Here is a 19528-nt window from a genome sequence, read left to right on the forward strand (position 1 = left end):
CTGCGAATTCAACCTCGGCCCCACCTGGGCCCTCCGTCTGGCAGGAACATCAGACGGGGCGTGGGGGCACGTTCGCTCTGTCGCTTTCGAGGGCAGTCAGGCTCAAGGAGTCCGGTTCGCAGCATGGCCAGCTCAAGGATGTTCCGTGGCTATAGGTCGGTGCGCGGTGCGCCGACGGGCTTGGTGGGGCGGATGTTGGCGTTGTGGCGGAAGAGGTTCTCGGGGTCCCATTCGGCCTTGATGCGGGACAGCCGTTCGTACTTGCGGTCTCCGTAGGATGACCTCACGCGGTCCTCGTCGGTCTCGGAGAGGAAGTTGAGGTAGGTCCCCGGTCCGCTCGCGTGAGGACGCAGTGCGTCCCAGAACTCGCGCACCCAGGAACGGTCGTGTTCGAGCAGATCGGGGGTGGGGCAGGCTGCGGAGATGTTGAACACCCATTTGGCGTCCCGACGGCCCCCGAACGCGGTGTCCTCGTCCCCGACCCGCGAGAAGGCCCCTCGCATGGAGAAGACGGGAACGAAGGACAACGGGGAGGCTTTTCGCGGCAGGTAGTAGGCGAACACGTCGATCGCCTCGTCGGTGAGCTCGTCCAGGTAGAGGGCTTTTTCATAGGCGAGGATGCCCCACTGGGCGCTGTCGTCGAACATCCGCTGCAGATGGACGTAGGGCATCGGCGTGATCAGCTGCCACTGCGTCTCCGGCGCCGAGGCAAGGACGGGTTCGAGGGTCCGGGCCTGCTCTTCGGGGCCGTCCCAGCCGATGATGACCAGGGCGATTCCGGGGAGCCCCTGGTATCTTTCCGGGACGAACGGCGCCGAGGGCGCGCTCAGCCCGGCGACCAGCACGCCCGCGGCTTCGGGCAGGTGCGGGATCAGGTCCCGGCTGAACCGCAGCCCGTCCGCAGCGTGGTCGGCGTCCCAGAAGAACAGGCCAAGGTGGACCGTGGGCGCGACCTCATGCAGGGCGAACTCGAAAGCCGTCACGATACCGAAGTTGCCTCCCCCACCACGCAGTGCCCAGAACAGTTCGGGGTTGGACTCGTCCGAGGCCACGACGATCCGCCCCTCGGCGCTCACGACCTCGGCACCGACCAGGTTGTCGCAGCTCAGCCCGGCCCGGGGGGTGAGCCAGCCGATGCCCCCGCCGAGGGTCAGGCCCGCGACTCCTGTATGGCTGATGAAGCCGCCGGGCACCGCGAGCCCGTGCTCCTGGCTGGCCGCGTCCAATTCGGCCCAGGTCGTTCCGCCCCCGCACCTGGCCCGGCGTGCCGGCCGGTCCACCTGAACCTGTTTCATGGCGCTCAGATCGATCATCATCCCGCCGTCGCAGACAGCGTGCCCGGCGAAGCTGTGGCCGCCGCCCCGGACCGTGACCTCCAGGCCGGCTTCCCGGGCGAAATTCACAGCGTCCGCGGTCTGGGTCGCGTCCCCGGGGCGGACGATCAGCTCGGGGCGCCGATCGATGTCCCCGTTCCACACGGCCCGCGCCTGGTCGTATCCCGGCTCCCCCGGGATGAAGCTCTCCGCGCGGAAGGAGGCGCGGAAGTCCCCTGTCACCGCTGAATCAGGCACAGTCGCTCTCCGTTCTGGACCTCCTACGAATGCAAGGCACGACGCTACTCCCGCTTCTGCCGACCCGGAAGGGATCAAAGTCCCGAACAATTCACCCCCAAGGCGCAGGGGCAGCATAGGCGTCCTGCGCCGGGCCGGCTGCCTAGCACCGACCGAAAGCCAGACCCGACCGGACGTTCAGGTCCCTCATCCCGACGCCTCGGTTTGGGCCGCTCTGAAGACCTTCACGGACCTGATCAACTCCAGTATTGGCCTGGCCCAACAGTCGGATCGTTCTGCGGTGATTGTAGGACTCACCAAGCTTCGGATGGCCGGCCACGCCTTCGACCCCAATGACCTGCTCGCCGGGGCTCACACGGTTTTGCTGGTTGGTTATGCCGCTTGTTGGAGCCTAGCGTGCTATCGATCCATCGGGCGCCTCGATATCCGCCCCTGCCGCGATCAGGACTCGGGCCACCGCCGCGTCGTCGCTGCTGGCAGTCCAGTGCAGGGGCGTCTCGCCGGTCCAGTCCTCACCGCGCGCATCGACGTGGGCGCCCGCCCGGAGGAGGATCCCGGCGATGCGCGGCCCTTTCGGGAAATAGCCGGGCCAGTCGGTGACGACATGAAGTGGCGTGCGCCCCCGCGCGCGCCCAGCAAGGCGCCAGTTCGGAAGATCAGGATGGGCATCCAGCAGGGCCTCGAGGCGCTCCGCCTCACCCCGGCGGATCGCGACGAAGGCGTTCAGGCAGTCGCTGTCGGTGGGCATGGACACTCCTCACTGCAGGGAGCGCAGTCGGGGCTGGACTCCCTGCATGCACTCGGGGTCATCCGTTTCGATGACTCCGCTGTGCGACCATACCGTGTCCGCGCGCTGGAGGGGACGATCGCGTCTGCACGGCCCGCGGGGTCAGCCCCAGAACTCCTCCTGGGCGTGGGCGTCGTAGGGGTAGGTGTGGACTGTGCGGATGAGGCCGTCCTGGACCTTGAAGACGTGGCAGGCCGTGTAGTCGATGGTGCTGCCGTCCCGCTCGGCCTGGCTGCGCTGGAGGACGAAGCTGTGCTCGGCCCCGTCGGCGATGTCCACCACGCTGGCGCGGAACGTTCCGCCCGAGAGCTTGGGGAACTTGGGCAGGAACTCGCCTACGACGGCGTCCCGCCCGCGGTACTCGCCTGCGAGCCGGCTCTTCCCTGGGAACGACCACACCGCGTCCGGGGCGAAGAGCTCTCCGGCCTCCTCCATCCTGCCCTCGCTGAAGAGGTCATAGGCCTTCCGGATGACGTCCTTGTTCTGCATGTTCCCATCCTCACCTCGGATACAGTCCGATCATCAGCATCCCGCACGGGGTGGACGGAAGTCCCGCAGGGAGGCCTGCAGGACTGTAGGGGAACCGGGTCCTCGGCGGTTGCTCGGCCCGACGCTCCACGGCCGGACGCGACCACGGTACAACGCAAGGGCCGTCCGCACGAGAGCCGGGCCACCGCGCTTCGGGCTGTCCGTCCGGCCCTGCCGGAGCCCCGGCTCCCGGAACACAGCCCGCGGCCGCCCTGACGGCGCCTGCCAGCGACAGGCGTACGAAGGGCACTCGATGGCCAGGACGATCGAGAGCAAGGTGCTGCCTGCCCTAGCGGTGAAGGCTCCCCCGAGGACCAGTCCGTCGACGAGGAAGCCGAGGGGGGGCACAGTTCGGGTCCGAAAACAGCCCGCAGCCGGGTCGGTCAGCGCTTGAGCCGTCGGCTGCCGCCGTGCCAGTCCTCCTCCATCCCGGCTTCCCCGGGCGCGACGCCGAAGCTGCGCAGCTGCGGCCGCTCCCGCAGACTGCGCTTGAGCTCGGCAAAGCCAGGGAACGACGCGAGTCCGACGACGTGGTCCCACAGGCGGACCGCGTCCGCCTCGGCGGGCAGCCGGCTGATCACGGGCCCGAAGAACGCCGTGCCCTCGGGTGGGCGGAAATGGACGATCGGCGTGCCGACGTCCTTCCCGGTGAGGGAGAGCGCCCGGTCGGTCTCGGCACGCAGCTCCGCGTCCCAGCCCGTGTCCTCCAGCGCTTCGGCCAGGTCCACGGGCAGTCCGGCCTCGGCCAACAGCGGTTCGACGAAGGCCCGGCTGCCCCGTTCGGCCGGGTCCAGGCCCTCCGAGCCCTCGGCGTCGAACACCTGGGCGCCGATGGCCTCGTACAGCGGCCCCACGGCAGCGGCCCCATGCTCGGCACGGGCTCGCGCGGCCACTCGGAGCAGCCGAAGGCCGGAGGTGTGCCCGGCCTCGTACCCGGGCGGGAACTGGCTCTCGTAGTCGATATGGGTATTGAGCATCCGCAGCGAGATGAACCGCCAGTTCACGGTGTAGCCGCGCTGGCGCGCGACGCTGCGCACCCATTTGCTCGTCAGCCACGCGAACGGGCACACCGGGTCGAAGTAGTAGTCGATGTCAGGTTCCGCCATTCCGATTCTCCTCTTCCTTCTCTCACCCTCTTTTGGCTCCAGCGCAACGGGATCCCCAGTTCCCACGCTGGCCCCCGGCATCGCCCGCTTCTGCGCTCTTGGCAGCCGTGATCCCGCACCCGCAGGCCGGGTCCGGGCAGCGGCACTGTCCGCCTTCTATGACGGCCATGCCGTCCCTTCCCATGGTGAATGCTCCTTCGGAGGCTGCTCGTCGTGAAGGAAACTCCTGCTGTCCTACAGGGGGCCGGGCCTCGGTGCCCGTCTTCCTCCTTCCCGGAGAGTGCGGCGGTCAACCGCTGCTCTTGGGCCGCGTCATGCCTTCTCGACGCTTTCCGCATTACAGGAGCCGATCCAGTCCATGCCGCTGCCGCATCTCCGCCGTATCTCTGCGGGCGGGGATGGCAGGCCTCAGGAGGGCCCTCGCTGCGAGCACGACCTGGAGGGCAGCCGCGGGACGGATCCAAGGTGAGCGCGGCACGTCCTTCATGGCCGCACCGGCGAAGCTCGACACGACGACCGCTGCGATAGGACCGGCCCAGACGACGGCGGCCGCTAGCCGCAGGAGCGCACTGGGCTCGTGCTGCGCGGCATGCCAATTCCATACGGCGGCGTCTGCGATGAAGTCTGCATCGCGGCCGAAGGGAGTCTGGGTTCCGGTGGCACGGGAGATCTGTCCGTCCAGGAAATCGGTGGCGAGTGCGGCGATCGGCAGCAGGGGGCCGAGGCGGTCCTCCAGTGCGGGGAGGTTCGCCCGGACGAGGGTGAGGATGTTCGCGGGCCCGAGCGTGCGCCGGTCCTCGAGCATGCCCAGATGTGTGACGGTCAAGGCCCAGCTTGCGGCCACCCAGTGCCGGCGGCGTGGAGGGGCCGCGAGGGCGAACACCCAATGCAGGACGGTCGCCTCGGCCAGTGCAGGGGCATGGCGGAGCCCCTCGCTGGCCGAGCGCAGCGCGGCCCTGCCGAGGAACCCGGCCCACGCCGCAGGGGTCCAACCTTCCTCCCGGAGCCCGCGCAGGAGCCGGTCCGTGGCGGCGCGGCTGGAGGACCCAGCGGCCCCCGGGCCTCCAAGGAGGCACCGCGGCGCGGAAGCGCGCTCAGCCCACGGTTTCGTGGGCACGATGACCCTCTGGACCGTCGGTTTCCTGGGTCGCGTGTTCTCGTCCTTCACGCGTGGTCCCCCCTATGGCGACGGTGGCTGGCTCTCCCTGCCCGGCCGGGAGAGGCTCCGCGCCCGGCTCCCGGGATCGGTCTGGGCTGGTGGCGCCTCGTCCAGGTGCGGCGCTTCCATCCCGTCGTGCTGGGCCGAGTGCGCCGCGTTGGGCCCTGAGGATGATGAGGGCGAACGCGACGGCACCGCCGAGGAAGGCCAGCCCGGAGACCCAGGTGTTGACCCGCAGCCCGAGGATGAGGTTGGCGTAGTCGGAGCGCAGGAGCTCGATGACGGAGCGGCCCGCCGTGTACACCATGACGTAGAGGGCGAACTCGGCCCCGCGCGGGAGCCGGAGCCGGCGGGACACGACGATGATCGCGAGACCGCCGGCCGTGGTCCAGAGCGCCTCGTAGAGGAAGGTCGGCTGGAAGTAGCCCAGGACGACCGGGGCGCCGTCCGGGCCGACGGCGGCCGCGCCGGTGGAGGGGTCCATCCGGTGGATCTGCAGGCCCCACGGGAGGGTGGTCGGGTCGCCGTAGAGCTCGTTGTTGAACCAGTTCCCGAGCCGGCCGAGGGCCTGGGCGAACAGCAGCCCCGGGGCCACGGCATCGGCGAAGTCGGGGAGGCTCGCGTCCGCGCGCCGGCAGCCGATCCACGCGCCGAGGCCGCCTAGGGCGACGGCTCCCCAGATCCCCAGACCCCCGTCCCAGATCGCGAACGCGTTCCACGGGTCCTTCCCGGGGGCGAAGTAGAGCTCTGGGTCGGTGACGACGTGGTAGATGCGTCCGCCGACGATGCCGAAGGGGATGGCCCACAGCGCGATATCGAAGACCCGGCCCGGCCTGCCGCCGCGCTGGACCCATCGGCGGTTCGTGAGCCAGAGGGCGACGGCGATGCCGGCGAGGATGCACAGTGCGTAGAAGTGGATCTCGAGCGGGCCGATCTTGATCGCATCGACCGTCGCTGAGGGAAGGTAGGAGGGCACTGCGACAGGGTGGGGTCCGGTGGTCATGGGAGCTTTCCGAGGGCGTCTTCGACGGCGCGGTGGAAGGTGGGGTAGGCGTAGATCATCTCCCGCAGCCGCCGGATGGGGGTGCGTTCGTGGACGGCGAGGGTCAGCATGGAGAGGACTTCGCCGCCGGTGGGCCCGGCGGAGGTGGCGCCCAGGAGGATGCCCTGTTCGGTGTCGGCGACGAGCTTGATCAGGCCCTGGTTGCCGGCCTTGTGGATCCACCCGCGCGCCGAGGAGGGGATCTGGGCAGTCGCGGTGGCGACCGGGAGGCCCTTCTCGCGCGCCTGGCGTTCGGTGAGGCCGACGGCGCCGACTTCGGGGTCGGTGAAGGTCACCCGGGGCACGGCGTGGTACTCGGCCCCGGCGGTCGGCTCGCCGAGGATGTGGCTGGCGGCGATCCGGGCCTGGTACATGGACATGTGGGTGAAGGCGCCGTGCCCGGTGATGTCCCCGATGGCGTAGACGCCCTCGGCCATGCGCAGGTTCTCGTCGGTGGGGACAGTGCGGGCGCCCGTGTCGAGGCCGAGGGAGGCCAGGCCGAGGGCGTCGAGGTCGGTGCGGCGCCCCGTGGCGACCAGGAGCCGCTGGCCGGTATAGGCACGGCCGCCGGCCTCGACGGCGAAGGATGCCCCGTCGTGGTCGATGCGCTCGGCCCGGGTTCCGGTGTGGACGCCGATCCCTTCGCCGGTGAGCACGTCCTCGATCAGCCCGCTGGCCTCGGGCTCTTCGGCGGGCAGGAGCGCCTGGAGGGCTTCGATGACCTCGACGCGGGTGCCGAAGCGGGCGAAGGCCTGGGCGAGTTCGAGGCCGATGGGCCCTCCGCCGAGGACGATCAGGGAGTCGGGGGCCTCGGTGGCGGCGATGGCCTCGCGGTTGGTCCAGTAGGGGGTGCCGGCCAGGCCGGGGATGGGCGGGACGGCGGGGTCGGTGCCGGTGTTGAGCAGGATCGCCCGGGAGGCGTGGAAGTCGCGTCCGTCGACGCTGACGGTGCGGGTGCCGGTGATGCGGGCGGTGCCGCGGACGAAGCGGCCGCCGGCCTTCTCGAAGCGTTCGACGGCGACGGTGTCGTCCCAGTCGTCGGTGGCCTCCTCGCGGATGCGCTGGGCGACGGGGGCGAAGTCGGCCCCGACGTCCGCTGTCCCGGCCAGCTCCGGGACTCGGCGGGCCTCGGCGAGGGAGTCGGCGGCGCGGATCATCATCTTGGACGGGATGCAGCCGTAGTAGGGGCATTCTCCGCCGACCAGGTTCTTCTCGATCCCGATCACGGACAGTCCGGCCTCGGCCAGCCGGGCGGCGGCGGCCTCCCCGCCGGGGCCCATGCCGATGACGATGGCGTCTGCCTCTTCTGCCATGCCCGGTTCCTGTTCTGTCATGCCCAGTTCCTTCCTCGCGTGTTCGGTGGTCAGTGCCCGGCGTGGCCGAGCAGTCGGGACAGCAGGCCCCGGGACCGGGGGCTTCCTCGGGCGGGGTACTACTGCCTGCTTCGGTGACGCGCACGCCCTTCCAGAAGGCGATGTGGTCCTTGATCTGGCCGGCGGCGGGGCTGGGGGCGGGGTAGTACCAGGCGGCGTCGCGGTTGGTGCGGCCGTCGGCCTCGATGGTGTAGTAGCTGGCGGTGCCCTTCCAGGGGCAGACCGTGGTGTGGGTGCTGGGGCGGAAGTGCTCGCGGTTGATCGACTCGGGCGGGAACTACTGGTTCCCCTCGACCTGGACGGTGCGGTCGGATTCGGCCAGCACGGTGCCGTTCCAGACTGCGCGGTAGGTCCTGTTCGGGCTGCTCATCGCCTCGCTCCTTCTCCTGGGTCAATGGGGTTCCCGCCCGAACCTACGGACGGGCGGCCCGGCGGTCTGTGATCTGCATTGCAGAGCCGGGTTCGGCGTCCGTGGTGCGCTGGGCCGGGGCGCGGGCTGCTTCAGCGGCTGGCGGCACTGCGCGGGGTTCCGGCGCGGATCTGGATGTGGCCCCCGCGCAGCGAGGAGGCCTCGGTGTCCGGGGCGTCGTGTTCGAGGAGGGTCCAGGGGTGCGCGGAGGGATCGGAGCCGCCGGGGCGGCAGGCCAGGGCTGCTGCGGGGGCGAGCGCCGCGGCGGCCCCGGTGGGCACCTGCATGTCCACGACCGCGACCCTGGTCCGCGGCCCGCACAGGGCCATGATCCGTTCCCATGCGGCCGCCGGGTCCCGGGTGACGGAAAGGGAATACGTGGCCAGGACGGCGTCGACCACGGGTGCGGCCCCGTGGACGCGGCCGGCGAGGGCGTCCGGGGCGATGGCGGTCAGGTCGGCGCGGACCAGGTCGATGTTCGACCAGCCCCCGCGTCGGAGCCTCTTCCGGGCCTGGTCGAGCATCGCGGCGCTGGCGTCTATGCCGATGATCCGCCCGCCCGGGCCCACAGCCGCCTCGAGCCAGGCGAAATTCAGCCCGGTCCCGCATCCGGCGTCCACCACGGCCTGTCCGGGTCGCAGGCGCAGTCCGGCGATCCCGGCCAGGCACCCGGGACGGGAGACGGGCTCGCACGCGAGGGCGTCGTACAGGGGTGCGAAGGAATGGTAGCGGTCGGTCACAGGCCATCGTTGCATGCCTGTGCCATCGTGGGGCAGGGCACAGACAGGCAGACAGCATAATCAGGACGGGGAGGAGATCGATGGCGGGATTGGACCTGGTGGTGGTCGGCGGCGGGTCCGCCGGGCTGGTCGGGGCGCAGACCGCGGCCAGGCTGGACGCTCGGGTGGCCCTCGTGGAAGCCGAGAGGACGGGCGGAGAATGCCTCTACACCGGCTGCGTGCCCTCCAAGGCCCTCATCGGCGCCGCCCGCGACGGGCTCGGCTTCGAGGCGGCGATGGCCAGGGTCAAGGCCGCGGTCGCTGCGATCGAGCCGCACGACTCGCCCGAGGCCCTCGAAGCGGCGGGCGTGCACGTCCTGCACGGCCGCGCTGTCCTGGACCCCGACGGCACCATCCGCCTCGACGGACAGCGGCTGCCCTCCCGGTCGGTCCTGCTGGCCACCGGCGCCTCCCCGGCTGTGCCGCCCCTGGCCGGGCTGGAGCCCGGCGGGGCCCTCACGAACGAGACGGTCTGGTCGCTGCCCGGGCTCCCGGAGCGCCTCGCCGTCGTCGGCGGCGGCCCCGTGGGCTGCGAGCTCGCCCAGGCCTTCGCCCGCCTCGGGGCCCAGGTCACCGTCGTCGCCTCCGCGCCCAGGCTCCTGCCCCGGGAGGACCCCGAGGCCTCCGCCCTGGTCCGGGCGGCCCTGGAGGCCGACGGGGTGCGCGTCATCACCGGGGACGCGGCAATGGCCGCCGCCCGCCGGGGCGAGGGCTGGATGCTGCTCACCGGCCACGGGGCGCGTGTTCCGTTCACCCATCTGCTCGCCGCCACGGGCAAGGTCCCGCGCACCGCCGGGATCGGCGTGGCCGAGGCGGATGTCCGCCTCGACGGGGCCGGCCGCGTCGTCACCGACGCGTCGCTGCGGACCACGAACCCCAGGGTGTGGGCGGCCGGGGACGTCACCGCCAGGAGCCGCCACACGCACACCGCCGGGGTGCACGCGGCGATCGCCGCCGCCAACGCCGTCCTGGGCACCCGCCGGAAGGCAACGAGCATCGGCGAGCCGAGGGTGACGTTCACCTCCCCCGAGGTCGCCGCCGTCGGCCGGCGCACCACCCCTGGCACCGCGCGCACGGTGACGGCCCCGCACACCAGGGTGGACCGCGCCGTGGCCGACGCCGACCCGGTCGGGTTCACCCGCATCGCCCTCGATCGTGCAGGACGCATCACCGGGGGCACGATCGTCGGTCCGCGGGCCGGGGAGACCCTCGGGGAGCTGTCCCTGGCCGTGCACGCCCGGCTGAAGGCTCAGGACCTCGCAGCGGCCGTGCACGCCTACCCGACGCACAGCGACGGGCTCTGGTCCGCGGCGATCCGGGCGCGCCTGGCCGCCCTCGACGCCCCCGCCCCGCAGGCCGCAGCACGCCTGCTGCTCGCGCTGCGGCGGGCCGCCGCCCGGCCCCGATGACGCGCTCCCGCGGTCTCCTTCCGCTGTGTGCACTCGTTCACAGAACACCCCGCGCCGGGTGCGTAGCGTCTGGACTGTCAGCAGTTCCGCTTGTCGAAAGGCACCCGCGATGTCAGCTTCAGCCTCCGCATCCCACGCCGGAAGCTTCTCCTCCTCCTGGGGCCGGCGGGCGACCGCCGGGCTGCTCGGAGGCCTTGCCGGAGGCGTCGTCTTCGGCATGCTCATGGCCATGATGGGCATGTTCACCACGATCGCCATGATGATGGGCTCCACCTCGCCCTTGGTCGGGGTCGGGGTCCATCTGATGATCTCGGTCGTGTACGGCATGGTCCTGACCCTGTTCTTCTCCCGCTTCCTGCACTCCTACGGGCGGGCAAGCCTCGCCGGGCTCGTCTACGGCGTCATCCTGTGGGTCGTGGGCCCCCTGCTGGTCATGCCGCTGATGCTCGGCATGCCGGTGTTCGGGTTCAGTGCAGCGGTCATGATGTCACTGATGGGGCATGTGGTCTACGGCGTCCTGCTGGCCCTGGTCGCCGTGCGCGTGCTCAAGACGGTCAAGGCCTGAACAATTGGGCGTGAGCGAGGGAGTGGCCATGAACGAGGAGTGCCGCGACGAGCTGGCCGCCGGGGCCGCCAGGGCCAAGCCCTGGTCCCCGCAGGCGCGCGAGACCGACCCGCTGGAGGCCCTCCTGTCCGGCGGGGCCTTCGCGTGCCTGAACGAGGTCGACCTCTTCGCCGACCTGTCCGCTGCCGAGATCCGCGAGATGGACATGATGGCCCCGGCGCGGCTCTTCCGGCGCGGCGAGCTGCTCTACAGCCAGGCCCAGCCGGTCAAGGCCCTGTTCATCCTCAAGAGCGGTCGCGTGCGCGTCTTCCGGGTCGCCGAGGACGGCAAGGCCCTGACCATGGCGATCCTCGAGCCCGGGGCCGTGTTCGGGGAGATGGTCCTGGTCGGCCAGCGCATGTACGACAGCTACGCCGAGGCCATCGAGGACGCCATGGTCTGCCAGCTCGGCGTGGACGACGTCGAGCGGTTCCTGCTCTCCGACCCCCGCATCGCCGTGCGCATCTCCCGGCTGCTGGGCGAGCGCGTCGCCGAGCTCGAGGGCCGCCTGTCCGACCTGGCCCTGCGCCCGCTGCCCGCACGGGTCGCCTCGACCCTGCTCGGCATGGCCCAGTGGCCCTCCTCGGCACGCTTCGGGCGCGCACCCACGATCCGCCTCACCCACGAGCAGGTCGCCGGGCTCCTGGGCGCCACCCGCGAGGCCACCAGCAAGATCCTCTCCGACTTCTCCTCCCGCGGCCTCATCCGCCAGGGCCGGGGACGGATCACCCTCACCGACCCCGTCAGGCTGCGCGCCATCGCCCGCGGCACTGTCTAGACAGCGAGAGGAGACGACATGCAGCACGCTCCCGAGGAATCCAACCGCCGCCCCATGGTCGCCGCCTGGTACGGGGACACCTGCATCGCCCGCTCCGATGCCACCGTGTACCTGGAGGGCAACCACTACTTCCCGCCCGACTCCCTCCGCCAGGGGCTGCTGGCGGACAGCTGGTTGCGGACCCTGTGCTTCTGGAAGGGCATCGCGCGCTACCACCACGCCGAGATCGACGGCACCCGCGTTGCGAACGCCGCCTGGTCCTACCCGAGGCCTTCGCCGCTGGCCCGCCGGATCAGGGGCATGGTCGCCTTCGAGCAGGGCACCGGCATCACCGTCCGAGAAGAGCCCGGCTGAGGGGACCGCAGCCCCCACGCCCGCCCCGATTGGATCACGACACGGTGAGGAAACCAGCATGAGCATCCAGCGCACCACCCGCGACGAAGTCTTCGTCGAGTACACCAAGAGCATCTGCCCGGTCTGCAAGGTGGTCCTGGATGCGGAGGTGAACATCCGCGGCTCCAAGGTCTACCTCAGGAAGCGCTGCCGGGAGCACGGCGAGTTCGAGGCCCTGGTCTACAGCGACGCCGACGCCTACCTCGCCTCCGCCAAGTACAACAAGCCCGGCACCCTGCCCCTGGCCACCCAGACCGAGGTCGCCGAGGGCTGTCCCAGCGACTGCGGTCTGTGCCCGGCGCACAAGCAGCACGCCTGCCTGGGCATCATCGAGGTCAACACCAACTGCAACCTCGACTGCCCCATCTGCTTCGCCGACTCCGGCCACCAGCCCGACGGCTACTCCATCACCCTCGAGCAGTGCGCCACCATGCTCGACGCCTTCGTCGAAGCCGAGGGCGAGCCCGAGGTCGTCATGCTCTCCGGCGGCGAGCCGACCATCCACAGGGACATCCTGGCCTTCATCGACCTCGCCCAGGAACGGCCCATCCGCACCGTCACCCTGAACACCAACGGCATCCGCCTCGCCACCGACAAGGCCTTCGTCAGCGCCCTCGGGGAGCGCAACCGCACCCCCGGCAAGACGGTCAGCGTCTACCTGCAGTTCGACGGCTTCGACGAGTCCACCCACCTTGACCTGCGCGGGAAGAACCTGCTCGAGCGCAAGCGCCGGGCCCTGGACAACTGCGCCGAGGCCGGGCTCCCGGTCACCCTTGTCGCGGCCGTCGAACGGGGGCTGAACGAGCACGAGGTCGGGGACATCGTCCGCTTCGGCATCGACCACCCCGCTGTCCGCTCGGTCGCCTTCCAGCCGGTCACCCACTCCGGCCGCCACCGCGAATTCGACCCGCTGAACCGGCTCACCAACCCGGACGTGATCCGGATGCTGACCGAGCAGTGCCCCGAATGGTTCACCACGGCGGACTTCTTCCCCGTCCCGTGCTGCTTCCCGACCTGCCGCTCCATCACCTACCTACTCGTCGAGAAGACAGAGGAGGGGACCACCGTGGTGCCGATCCCGCGCCTGATCGACCTCGACGAGTACATGGACTACGTTACCAACCGGGTCCTGCCCGACCCGGACGTGCGCACCGCGCTCGAGGCGCTGTGGAGCGCCTCGGCCAGCATGGGCTCCGACACCACCTCCCGGAGCCTTCAGGCCACCGCCGCGGAGCTAGAATGCGCCAGCTGCGGCATCGACCTGCCCGCCGCCGCCCAGGACCTGGGCGAGACGGCGTTCATGATCGTCGTCCAGGACTTCCAGGACCCCTACACCCTCAACGTCAAGCAGCTCATGAAGTGCTGCGTCGAGGAGATCACCCCCGACGGGCGGCTCATCCCCTTCTGCGCCTACAACTCCGTCGGCTACCGCGAACAGGTCCGCGCCCAGATGTCCGGCGTCACGGTCGCCGACGTCGCCCCCAACGCCGCCGGCATCCAGAGTCTCCTCACGTACACCCCCTACGGGTCCAAGACCGCGGCCGACGGCGGGGCCTACCCGCAGGACACCGTGCCAGGGACAGGCCGCACCATCCCAGCAGGGCAGACCAACCTGGGCATGCCGGTGGTGCGCCGTTGACCGCACCCGGCCGGGCGTGGGGGCTACCGGCGGCCGACCCTGCCGCGGCCAAGGCCTGCTGCGCCGCAGGCTACGGCACCGACGCGGCCGCCCTTCTCCTGGGCCCCAGCTACCACCCCGGCGGCGCCGACCTCACCCGGCGCCTCGCACGCGAGCTCGGCCTCGGCCCCGGGAGCAGGGTCCTGGACGTGGCCGCAGGGCAGGGCACGACAGCGCTGCTGCTCGCCCGGGAGTTCGGCTGCGCCGTGACCGGTGTCGACCTCGGCACCCGGCAGGTCGAGCGGGCGAGGGCCGCAGCAGCACGGGAGGGACTCGGCCACCTCGCTTCCTTCACGGTCGCGGACGCCGAGGACCTGCCCTTCGAGGACGGAGCCTTCGACGCGGTGGTGTGCGAGTGCGCGTTCTGCACCTTCCCCGATAAGGCCCATGCTGCGGCCGAGCTCGCCCGCGTCCTCGCCCCCGGAGGCAAAGCCGGGATCACCGACCTCACCGTCCGCGGCGGCCGCCTCCCCGAGCCCCTGACCGGGATGGCCGCATGGGTCGCCTGCATTGCCGACGCCCGAAGCCCCGAAGGCTACGGCGCCCTCCTGAGCGCCGCTGGGCTCGACGTCGAACGATCCGAGGACCACAGCGGAGCCATCGCCCGGATGCTGGACCGGATCGAGGCCAGACTCGCCGTCCTGGCCATGACCGCCCCCGACGCACTCGCCTCCGCCGGCATCCACCCCGCCGCGGTGCGGCCCTACACCCGCACCGTCCGCGCCCAGATCGATGCCGGCGCGATCGGCTACGGCCTCCTCACCGCCCGCAAGACCCGAACCCCACCACCGACAGCAGGAGGAATCCGCCCGTGACCATCTCCCCGCGCCTCGCCCGCGCCGCCGCCCTGGCCGCCGTCCCCGTCGTCGCACTCGCCCTGTCCGCCTGCGGCGGCTCGGGCAACCCGCTCTCGACCGCGCCTGCCTCGGACCAGGCCAGTGCCGGCAGCCCCATCGTGGTCGGGTCCGCAAACTTCACCGAGAGCGAGATCCTCGCCGACGTCTACGCCGGCGCGCTCAACGGCGCCGGCGTGCAGGCGACCACGAAGACCGGGATCGGCTCCCGCGAGGTCTACGTCAAGGCCCTCCAGGACGGCTCGATCGACGCCGTGCCCGACTACTCGGGCAACCTCCTGCGCTACTTCGACAAGAACGCCACCGCCGTGAGCGCGGCGGACGTCATGAAGGCGCTCCCCGCCGCGACGCCGAAGGGCCTCACGGTCCTGGACCCGGCCAACGCGGAGGACAAGGACTCCATCGAGGTCACCCAGGCCACCGCGGACAAGTACAGCCTCAAGACGCTGGCCGACCTCGGGAAGGTCTGCGACCAGATCTCCCTCGGCATGCCGCCCGAGGCCAAGGACCGCCCGCAGGGGCTGCCCGGGCTGAAGGCGAAGTACGGCTGCACGCCGAAGCAGTTCGTCCCGCTCAGCGACGGCGGCGGCCCCGCGACCATCAAGGCGCTCCTGGACAACCAGATCCAGGCCGCGGACGTGTTCACCACCTCCCCGCTCATCGCCCAGAACCACCTCGTCACGCTCGAGGACCCGCAGAACAACTTCGCCGCCCAGCAGGTCGTGCCCCTCGTGCGCACCGACAGGATCACGGACAAGGCGAAGGGCGTGCTGAACAAGGTCAAGGCCGCGCTGACCACTGCGGACCTCGTCAAGCTCAACGACGAGGTCTCGGGGAGCGCCAAGCAGGACCCCAAGGCCGCCGCGGACGCGTGGCTCAAGGAGAAGGGGCTCGCCGGCTGAACCCTAGGGCCATCGGCAGACCGTGCCGTCACTCTTGGAGGACGGGCCCCACGGCGGCACGGCGGCAGCAGCCCGCTCTAGCCGCCCCTTGGGAGGAGAGGAGAAGACGATGAACACCCTCTCACCGACCATCGCAGCAGGTGCCGCGGCCGGCGCCATGGTGCTGACGCGATCACCTGCCTGGACATGGCCGTCAGGGCCAGACCGGCCAGCAGCGCTCCCGAGTATGGGTGTGATCACCTGAACTGGCCCCGGTCGGCCGTGTTGTCGTCACGAATTTCGGCCCCGCCCTGGGTGGTGATCGCGCTGCGGAGTGGGTGTGGCGTGTCGTCACGAATATTGGCCCCACTTTGAGTTCGGATCTTCCCGTCGGTGTTGGCGGCGGGGAGGTCCGGGATGGCGCGGTCACGGGTGGAGTTGTTCGAACAGATCAGGCGGAGCCGGCGGGACGAGCGGCTATCGATCCGCGAGTTGGCTGAGCGGCACCATGTGCATCGGCGGACGGTGCGGCAGGCTCTGGCAGCCGCGACACCGCCGCCGAGGAAGACCTATCGGTCACGAGCTCGTCCGGCGACCGACCCGTACGCGGCGGTGATCGACGGCTGGCTCCTGGCCGACCGGGAGGTGCCGAGGAAGCAGCGGCACACGGCTCGGCGCATCTGGCAGCGGCTCGTTGCCGAGCACGGCGCGACGCTGGCCGAGGTCACCGTGTCCCGCTATGTCGCCAGGCGCAGGGTCGAACTGGGCCTGGACGGGGTCGAGGTCGCGGTGCCGCAGACGCATCTTCCCGGGGCGGAGGCAGAAGTCGACTTCGGCGAGTTCTACGCGACGGTCGCCGGGGTCTGGACGAAGCTGTACATGTTCGTGCTGCGCCTTTCCCACTCGGGGCGGGCGTTCCACGTCGCGTTCGCCACCCAGGCGCAGGAGGCCTTCCTGCAGGGCCATGTGCTGGCCTTCGCGCATCTGGGGGCGGTGCCGGGCCGGGTCAGGTACGACAACCTCAAGCCGGCCGTGGTCCGTGTCCTGCGCGGGCGCGATCGGAAGGAGTCCGAGCGGTTCATCGCGCTGTGCTCCCACTACGGGTTCGACTCGTTCTTCTGCCGGCCGGGCCTCGAGGGCGCGCACGAGAAGGGCGGGGTCGAGGGCGAGGTCGGCCGCTTCCGCCGCCGCCATCTGGTCCCGGTTCCGAAGGTTTCCTCGCTCGCGGAGCTGAACACACTGATCGCCGCGGGCGATCTGCTCGATGACACCCGGGTGATCACCGGCAGGCCGTTGACGATCGCGGCCGCCTTCGCCGCCGAACTGCCAGAGCTGCTGCCGCTGCCGGCCGAGCCGTTCGACCCTGCCAGGCTGCTGGAAGCGCGCGTGGACAACCGGGCGAGGGTTGCAGTGCGGCAGTGCTACTACTCGGTTCCTGCCCGCTATGCCGGACGCCGTCTGCCCGTCCGGCTCACGGCCACCACGGTGGAGGTCCTCGACGGCGCGAAGGTCATCGCCCGGCACGAGCGCGCCGCAGGCCGGTACGTAGAGGTGCTCACCCTCGATCACTACCTCGAGGTCCTCAAGGTCAAGCCCGGGGCGCTGCCCGGGGCCACCGCCCTGGTCCAGGCCAAGAACGCCGGAGCCTTCACACCCGAACACCAGCTCTACTGGGACGCGGCCCGAAAGGCCCGCGGCGACTCGGCGGGAACAAGGGCGCTGATCGAGATCCTGCTCGCCCACCGCGCCCTCCCGGCCGAGGCCCTGACCGCGGCGATGGCCAAGGCCACGGCGGCCGGAACGCTCGATCCGCAGGTCGTGATCATCGAAGCGCGCCGCGAAGCCGGCGGGAACATCGCCCCGGTCATCCCCATCGGCGCGCTGTCGCGCTACGACCGCCCAGCACCCACCCTTGCCGCCTACGACGACCTTCTCACCGGGAGTGGCTCATGACCGTCACCGACGCCGCAGCACAGGCGGCCATAGGCGCCGCCGCACGCGAACTGCACCTGCCCACCGTCCGCGCCGAAGCCGCCCGGCTCGCCGAGATCGCAGTGCGCGAGAGACAGAGTCACTTGGCATTCCTCGCCGAGCTCCTCTCGGCCGAGGTCGATGACCGCTCCAGCCGCCGCCGGGCCCGCCGCATCGCCGAAGCCAGATTCCCCCGCCTGAAGCGGCTGGCCGAGTTCAACGTCGATGCCGTCCCCACCATCCAGGCAGCCACCCTCGCGTCCCTGGCCGGCGGGAACTACATGGACGCCGGCGAACCGATCGTGCTGCTCGGCGACTCCGGCACCGGCAAGAGCCACCTGCTCATCGGCCTCGGGCTCGCGGCCTGCGAGCAAGGACGCAAGGTCCGCTACGTCACCACCGCCCAGCTGGTCAACGAGCTCGTCGAAGCCGCGGACGAACGCCAGCTCTCCCGCGTCGTCGGCCGCTACGGACGCCTCGACCTGCTCCTGCTGGACGAACTCGGTTACGTCCAGATCGACCCCCGCGGAGCCGAGCTGCTGTTCCAGATCATCACCGAACGCGAAGAACGGGCAAGCATCGGCATCGCCACCAACCTTCCCTTCAGCGAATGGGGCTCCGTCTTCCCCGACCCAAGGCTCGTCGCCGCCATCGTCGACCGCGTCACCTTCAACGCCCACATCCTCGAAACCGGCACCGACTCATACCGCCTCCGAACCAGCAGGACCTCGATGTCGACGGTCATGGAATTCCCCGGTTCAGGGGTTGATCGCGTCACGGAATTCCCACTCTGAGCGGGTCGCGCGTCACGGAATTCCCCATGGGGACGACGTCGGGGACTGTCCGAATAACGGTGGGTTCGGTTTGGCCCATGGTTAGTTGATTCGACCTTCGAAGGCGATCGCGAAGGCGTTCAGTGCCGGCTTCCAGCGTGTGGCCCAGCGTGCCCTGCCTCGTCCGGTCGGGTCAAGGGACCGGGTGACGAGGTAGAGGCACTTCAGCGCTGCTGCGTCATTGGGGAAGTGGCCTCTGGCCCTGACCGCGCGGCGGTAGCGGGCGTTGAGGGACTCGATCGCGTTGGTCGAGCAGACCACGCGGCGGATCTCCACGTCCCAGTCCAGGAACGGGGCGAACTCGGTCCACGCGCTGCGCCAGAGCCGGGCGATGGCAGGGTATTCGGTGCCCCACTTGGACTCGAACTCCCCGAAGCGCTCCCGGGCCGCGGCCTCGGTCGGGGCGGTGTAGACGGGCTTGAGGTCCTTGGCGAGCTCGTCCCAGCGCTGGCGCGACGCGTAGCGGAAGGTGTTGCGGATCAGGTGGATGATGCAGGTCTGGACGGTGGCCCGCTCCCAGACGGCGGTGATCGCGTCCGGGAGGCCCTTGAGCCCGTCGCAGACGGCGATGCACACGTCCTCCACGCCGCGGTTCTTGATCTCGGTCAGGACCCCGAGCCAGAACTTCGCGCCCTCCCCGCCGTCCCCGGCCCAGATCCCGAGGATGTCGCGTTCGCCGTTTACCGTCACGCCGAGGACGACGTAGAACGGCTTGTTGCGCACCTGCCCGTCGCGGACCTTGACGTGGATCGCGTCGATGAACACCACCGGGTAGACGCGGTCCAGCGGCCGGTTGGACCACTCGGCCATCTCCCCGGCGACCTTCTCGGTGATCCGGCTGATGGTGTCCTTGGAGACTGCGGCGCCGTAGACCTCCTCGAAGTGCGCGGCGATCTCGCCCGTTGTCAGGCCGCGGGCGCTCAGGGACAGGACGATCTCGTCGATCCCGTCCAGGCGGCGTTTGCGCTTCTTGACGATCTGCGGCTCGAACGTTCCCTCCCGGTCCCGCGGGACCTCGATCTGGACCGGCCCGACCTCGGTGAGCACGGTCTTCGAGCGGGTCCCGTTGCGCACGTTCGTGCCCTCCGCGGCGCCGTGCCTCTCGTGGCCGAGGTGCTCGGTGATCTCGGCTTCGAGCGCGGTCTCCAGCACGCTCTTGGTCAGCCCGGCCAGCAGCCCGCCCGGGCCCACCAGGCTCACGCCCTGCTCGCGCGCCTGCTCCAGCAGCGACTCCGCGAGCTCCTTCTGATCGATGATCTCTCCCGTCACGGGATCGATCATGTCGGCGGTCTCGGTCATTGCCCTTCCTTTCGGTCAGGCCACGCCGTTCACACCGTTTTTCTTACAGTCCCCGACGTCGCGCTGGTGCCTTT

At 70.6% G+C, this 19528-nt stretch carries 18 protein-coding genes and 1 pseudogene; 9 read left to right on the forward strand and 10 right to left on the reverse strand.

Going from position 1 to position 19528, the window contains the following annotated elements:
• Nucleotides 1-149 precede the first annotated feature (149 nt).
• From L0M17_RS14635 to L0M17_RS14675, 9 genes and pseudogenes are all read right to left on the reverse strand, one after another.
• Nucleotides 150-1571, reverse strand: a complete 1422-nt coding sequence (locus L0M17_RS14635) for an FAD-binding oxidoreductase (protein ID WP_241054821.1) — start codon at nt 1569-1571, stop codon at nt 150-152.
• Between the two features lie 391 nt (nt 1572-1962).
• A complete protein-coding gene (locus L0M17_RS14640) occupies nt 1963-2319 on the reverse strand; it encodes an ankyrin repeat domain-containing protein (protein ID WP_241054823.1) in 357 nt (118 codons plus the stop codon).
• Between the two features lie 141 nt (nt 2320-2460).
• Nucleotides 2461-2847, reverse strand: a complete 387-nt coding sequence (locus L0M17_RS14645) for a nuclear transport factor 2 family protein (RefSeq protein WP_241054825.1) — start codon at nt 2845-2847, stop codon at nt 2461-2463.
• Between the two features lie 422 nt (nt 2848-3269).
• A complete protein-coding gene (locus tag L0M17_RS14650; RefSeq protein ID WP_241054826.1) occupies nt 3270-3992 on the reverse strand; it encodes a mycothiol-dependent nitroreductase Rv2466c family protein in 723 nt (240 codons plus the stop codon).
• A gap of 337 nt (nt 3993-4329) precedes the next feature.
• Nucleotides 4330-5109, reverse strand: coding sequence for a CDP-alcohol phosphatidyltransferase family protein (locus tag L0M17_RS14655; protein ID WP_241054828.1), 780 nt, complete (start codon nt 5107-5109; stop codon nt 4330-4332).
• Nucleotides 5087-6154 (reverse strand): prolipoprotein diacylglyceryl transferase, encoded by a 1068-nt coding sequence (gene lgt / locus L0M17_RS14660; protein WP_241054830.1) that lies wholly within the window; start codon nt 6152-6154, stop codon nt 5087-5089. Before lgt ends, L0M17_RS14655 begins: the two co-directional genes overlap by 23 nt.
• On the reverse strand, nt 6151-7527 hold the full coding sequence (locus L0M17_RS14665) for a dihydrolipoyl dehydrogenase family protein (RefSeq protein WP_241054833.1): 1377 nt from the start codon (nt 7525-7527) through the stop codon (nt 6151-6153). The genes lgt and L0M17_RS14665 overlap by 4 nt, the downstream gene beginning before the upstream one ends.
• A 136-nt stretch (nt 7528-7663) precedes the next feature.
• Nucleotides 7664-7831: pseudogene (locus tag L0M17_RS14670) on the reverse strand (DUF427 domain-containing protein); the annotation flags it as partial.
• 236 nt (nt 7832-8067) lie between these two features.
• Nucleotides 8068-8715: a class I SAM-dependent methyltransferase gene (locus tag L0M17_RS14675; RefSeq protein WP_241054835.1), complete on the reverse strand. Its 648-nt coding sequence runs from the start codon at nt 8713-8715 to the stop codon at nt 8068-8070.
• Nucleotides 8716-8795: 80 nt separating this feature from the next.
• Here L0M17_RS14675 and L0M17_RS14680 point away from each other — a divergent pair, with 80 nt between their 5' ends.
• The 9 genes from L0M17_RS14680 (at nt 8796) to istB (ending at nt 18116) form a co-directional block, all read left to right on the forward strand.
• Nucleotides 8796-10163, forward strand: coding sequence for a dihydrolipoyl dehydrogenase family protein (locus tag L0M17_RS14680; protein ID WP_241054837.1), 1368 nt, complete (start codon nt 8796-8798; stop codon nt 10161-10163).
• A 109-nt stretch (nt 10164-10272) separates the two neighbouring features.
• Nucleotides 10273-10728 carry a hypothetical protein gene (locus tag L0M17_RS14685; protein WP_241054839.1) on the forward strand — a complete coding sequence of 152 codons (456 nt, stop codon included), beginning with the start codon at nt 10273-10275 and terminating at the stop codon, nt 10726-10728.
• A 10-nt stretch (nt 10729-10738) separates the two neighbouring features.
• Nucleotides 10739-11545 carry a Crp/Fnr family transcriptional regulator gene (locus L0M17_RS14690; protein ID WP_241054842.1) on the forward strand — a complete coding sequence of 269 codons (807 nt, stop codon included), beginning with the start codon at nt 10739-10741 and terminating at the stop codon, nt 11543-11545.
• An 18-nt stretch (nt 11546-11563) separates the two neighbouring features.
• A complete protein-coding gene (locus L0M17_RS14695; protein WP_241054843.1) occupies nt 11564-11899 on the forward strand; it encodes a DUF427 domain-containing protein in 336 nt (111 codons plus the stop codon).
• A 58-nt stretch (nt 11900-11957) separates the two neighbouring features.
• The gene (locus L0M17_RS14700; protein ID WP_241054845.1) at nt 11958-13577 is read left to right on the forward strand and encodes a radical SAM protein; all 1620 of its coding nucleotides are present in this window, start codon (nt 11958-11960) and stop codon (nt 13575-13577) included.
• Complete coding sequence (locus tag L0M17_RS14705) at nt 13574-14431, forward strand: class I SAM-dependent methyltransferase (RefSeq protein WP_241054847.1); 858 nt, start codon at nt 13574-13576, stop codon at nt 14429-14431. The genes L0M17_RS14700 and L0M17_RS14705 overlap by 4 nt, the downstream gene beginning before the upstream one ends.
• Entirely contained in the window at nt 14428-15372 is a 945-nt protein-coding gene (locus L0M17_RS14710) for an ABC transporter substrate-binding protein (protein WP_241054849.1), read from the forward strand. Before L0M17_RS14705 ends, L0M17_RS14710 begins: the two co-directional genes overlap by 4 nt.
• A gap of 396 nt (nt 15373-15768) precedes the next feature.
• A complete protein-coding gene (gene istA, locus L0M17_RS14715) occupies nt 15769-17304 on the forward strand; it encodes an IS21 family transposase (RefSeq protein WP_241054852.1) in 1536 nt (511 codons plus the stop codon).
• Nucleotides 17301-18116: an IS21-like element helper ATPase IstB gene (gene istB, locus L0M17_RS14720; RefSeq protein WP_241054855.1), complete on the forward strand. Its 816-nt coding sequence runs from the start codon at nt 17301-17303 to the stop codon at nt 18114-18116. Before istA ends, istB begins: the two co-directional genes overlap by 4 nt.
• Before the next feature lie 81 nt (nt 18117-18197).
• On the opposite strand, the gene L0M17_RS14725 is transcribed toward istB, so the two are convergent.
• Nucleotides 18198-19436 (reverse strand): IS256 family transposase, encoded by a 1239-nt coding sequence (locus tag L0M17_RS14725; RefSeq protein ID WP_241056464.1) that lies wholly within the window; start codon nt 19434-19436, stop codon nt 18198-18200.
• Nucleotides 19437-19528 lie beyond the last annotated feature (92 nt).

The sequence above is a fragment of the Sinomonas terrae genome (assembly GCF_022539255.1).
GTDB classification, from domain to species: Bacteria; Actinomycetota; Actinomycetes; order Actinomycetales; family Micrococcaceae; genus Sinomonas; species Sinomonas terrae.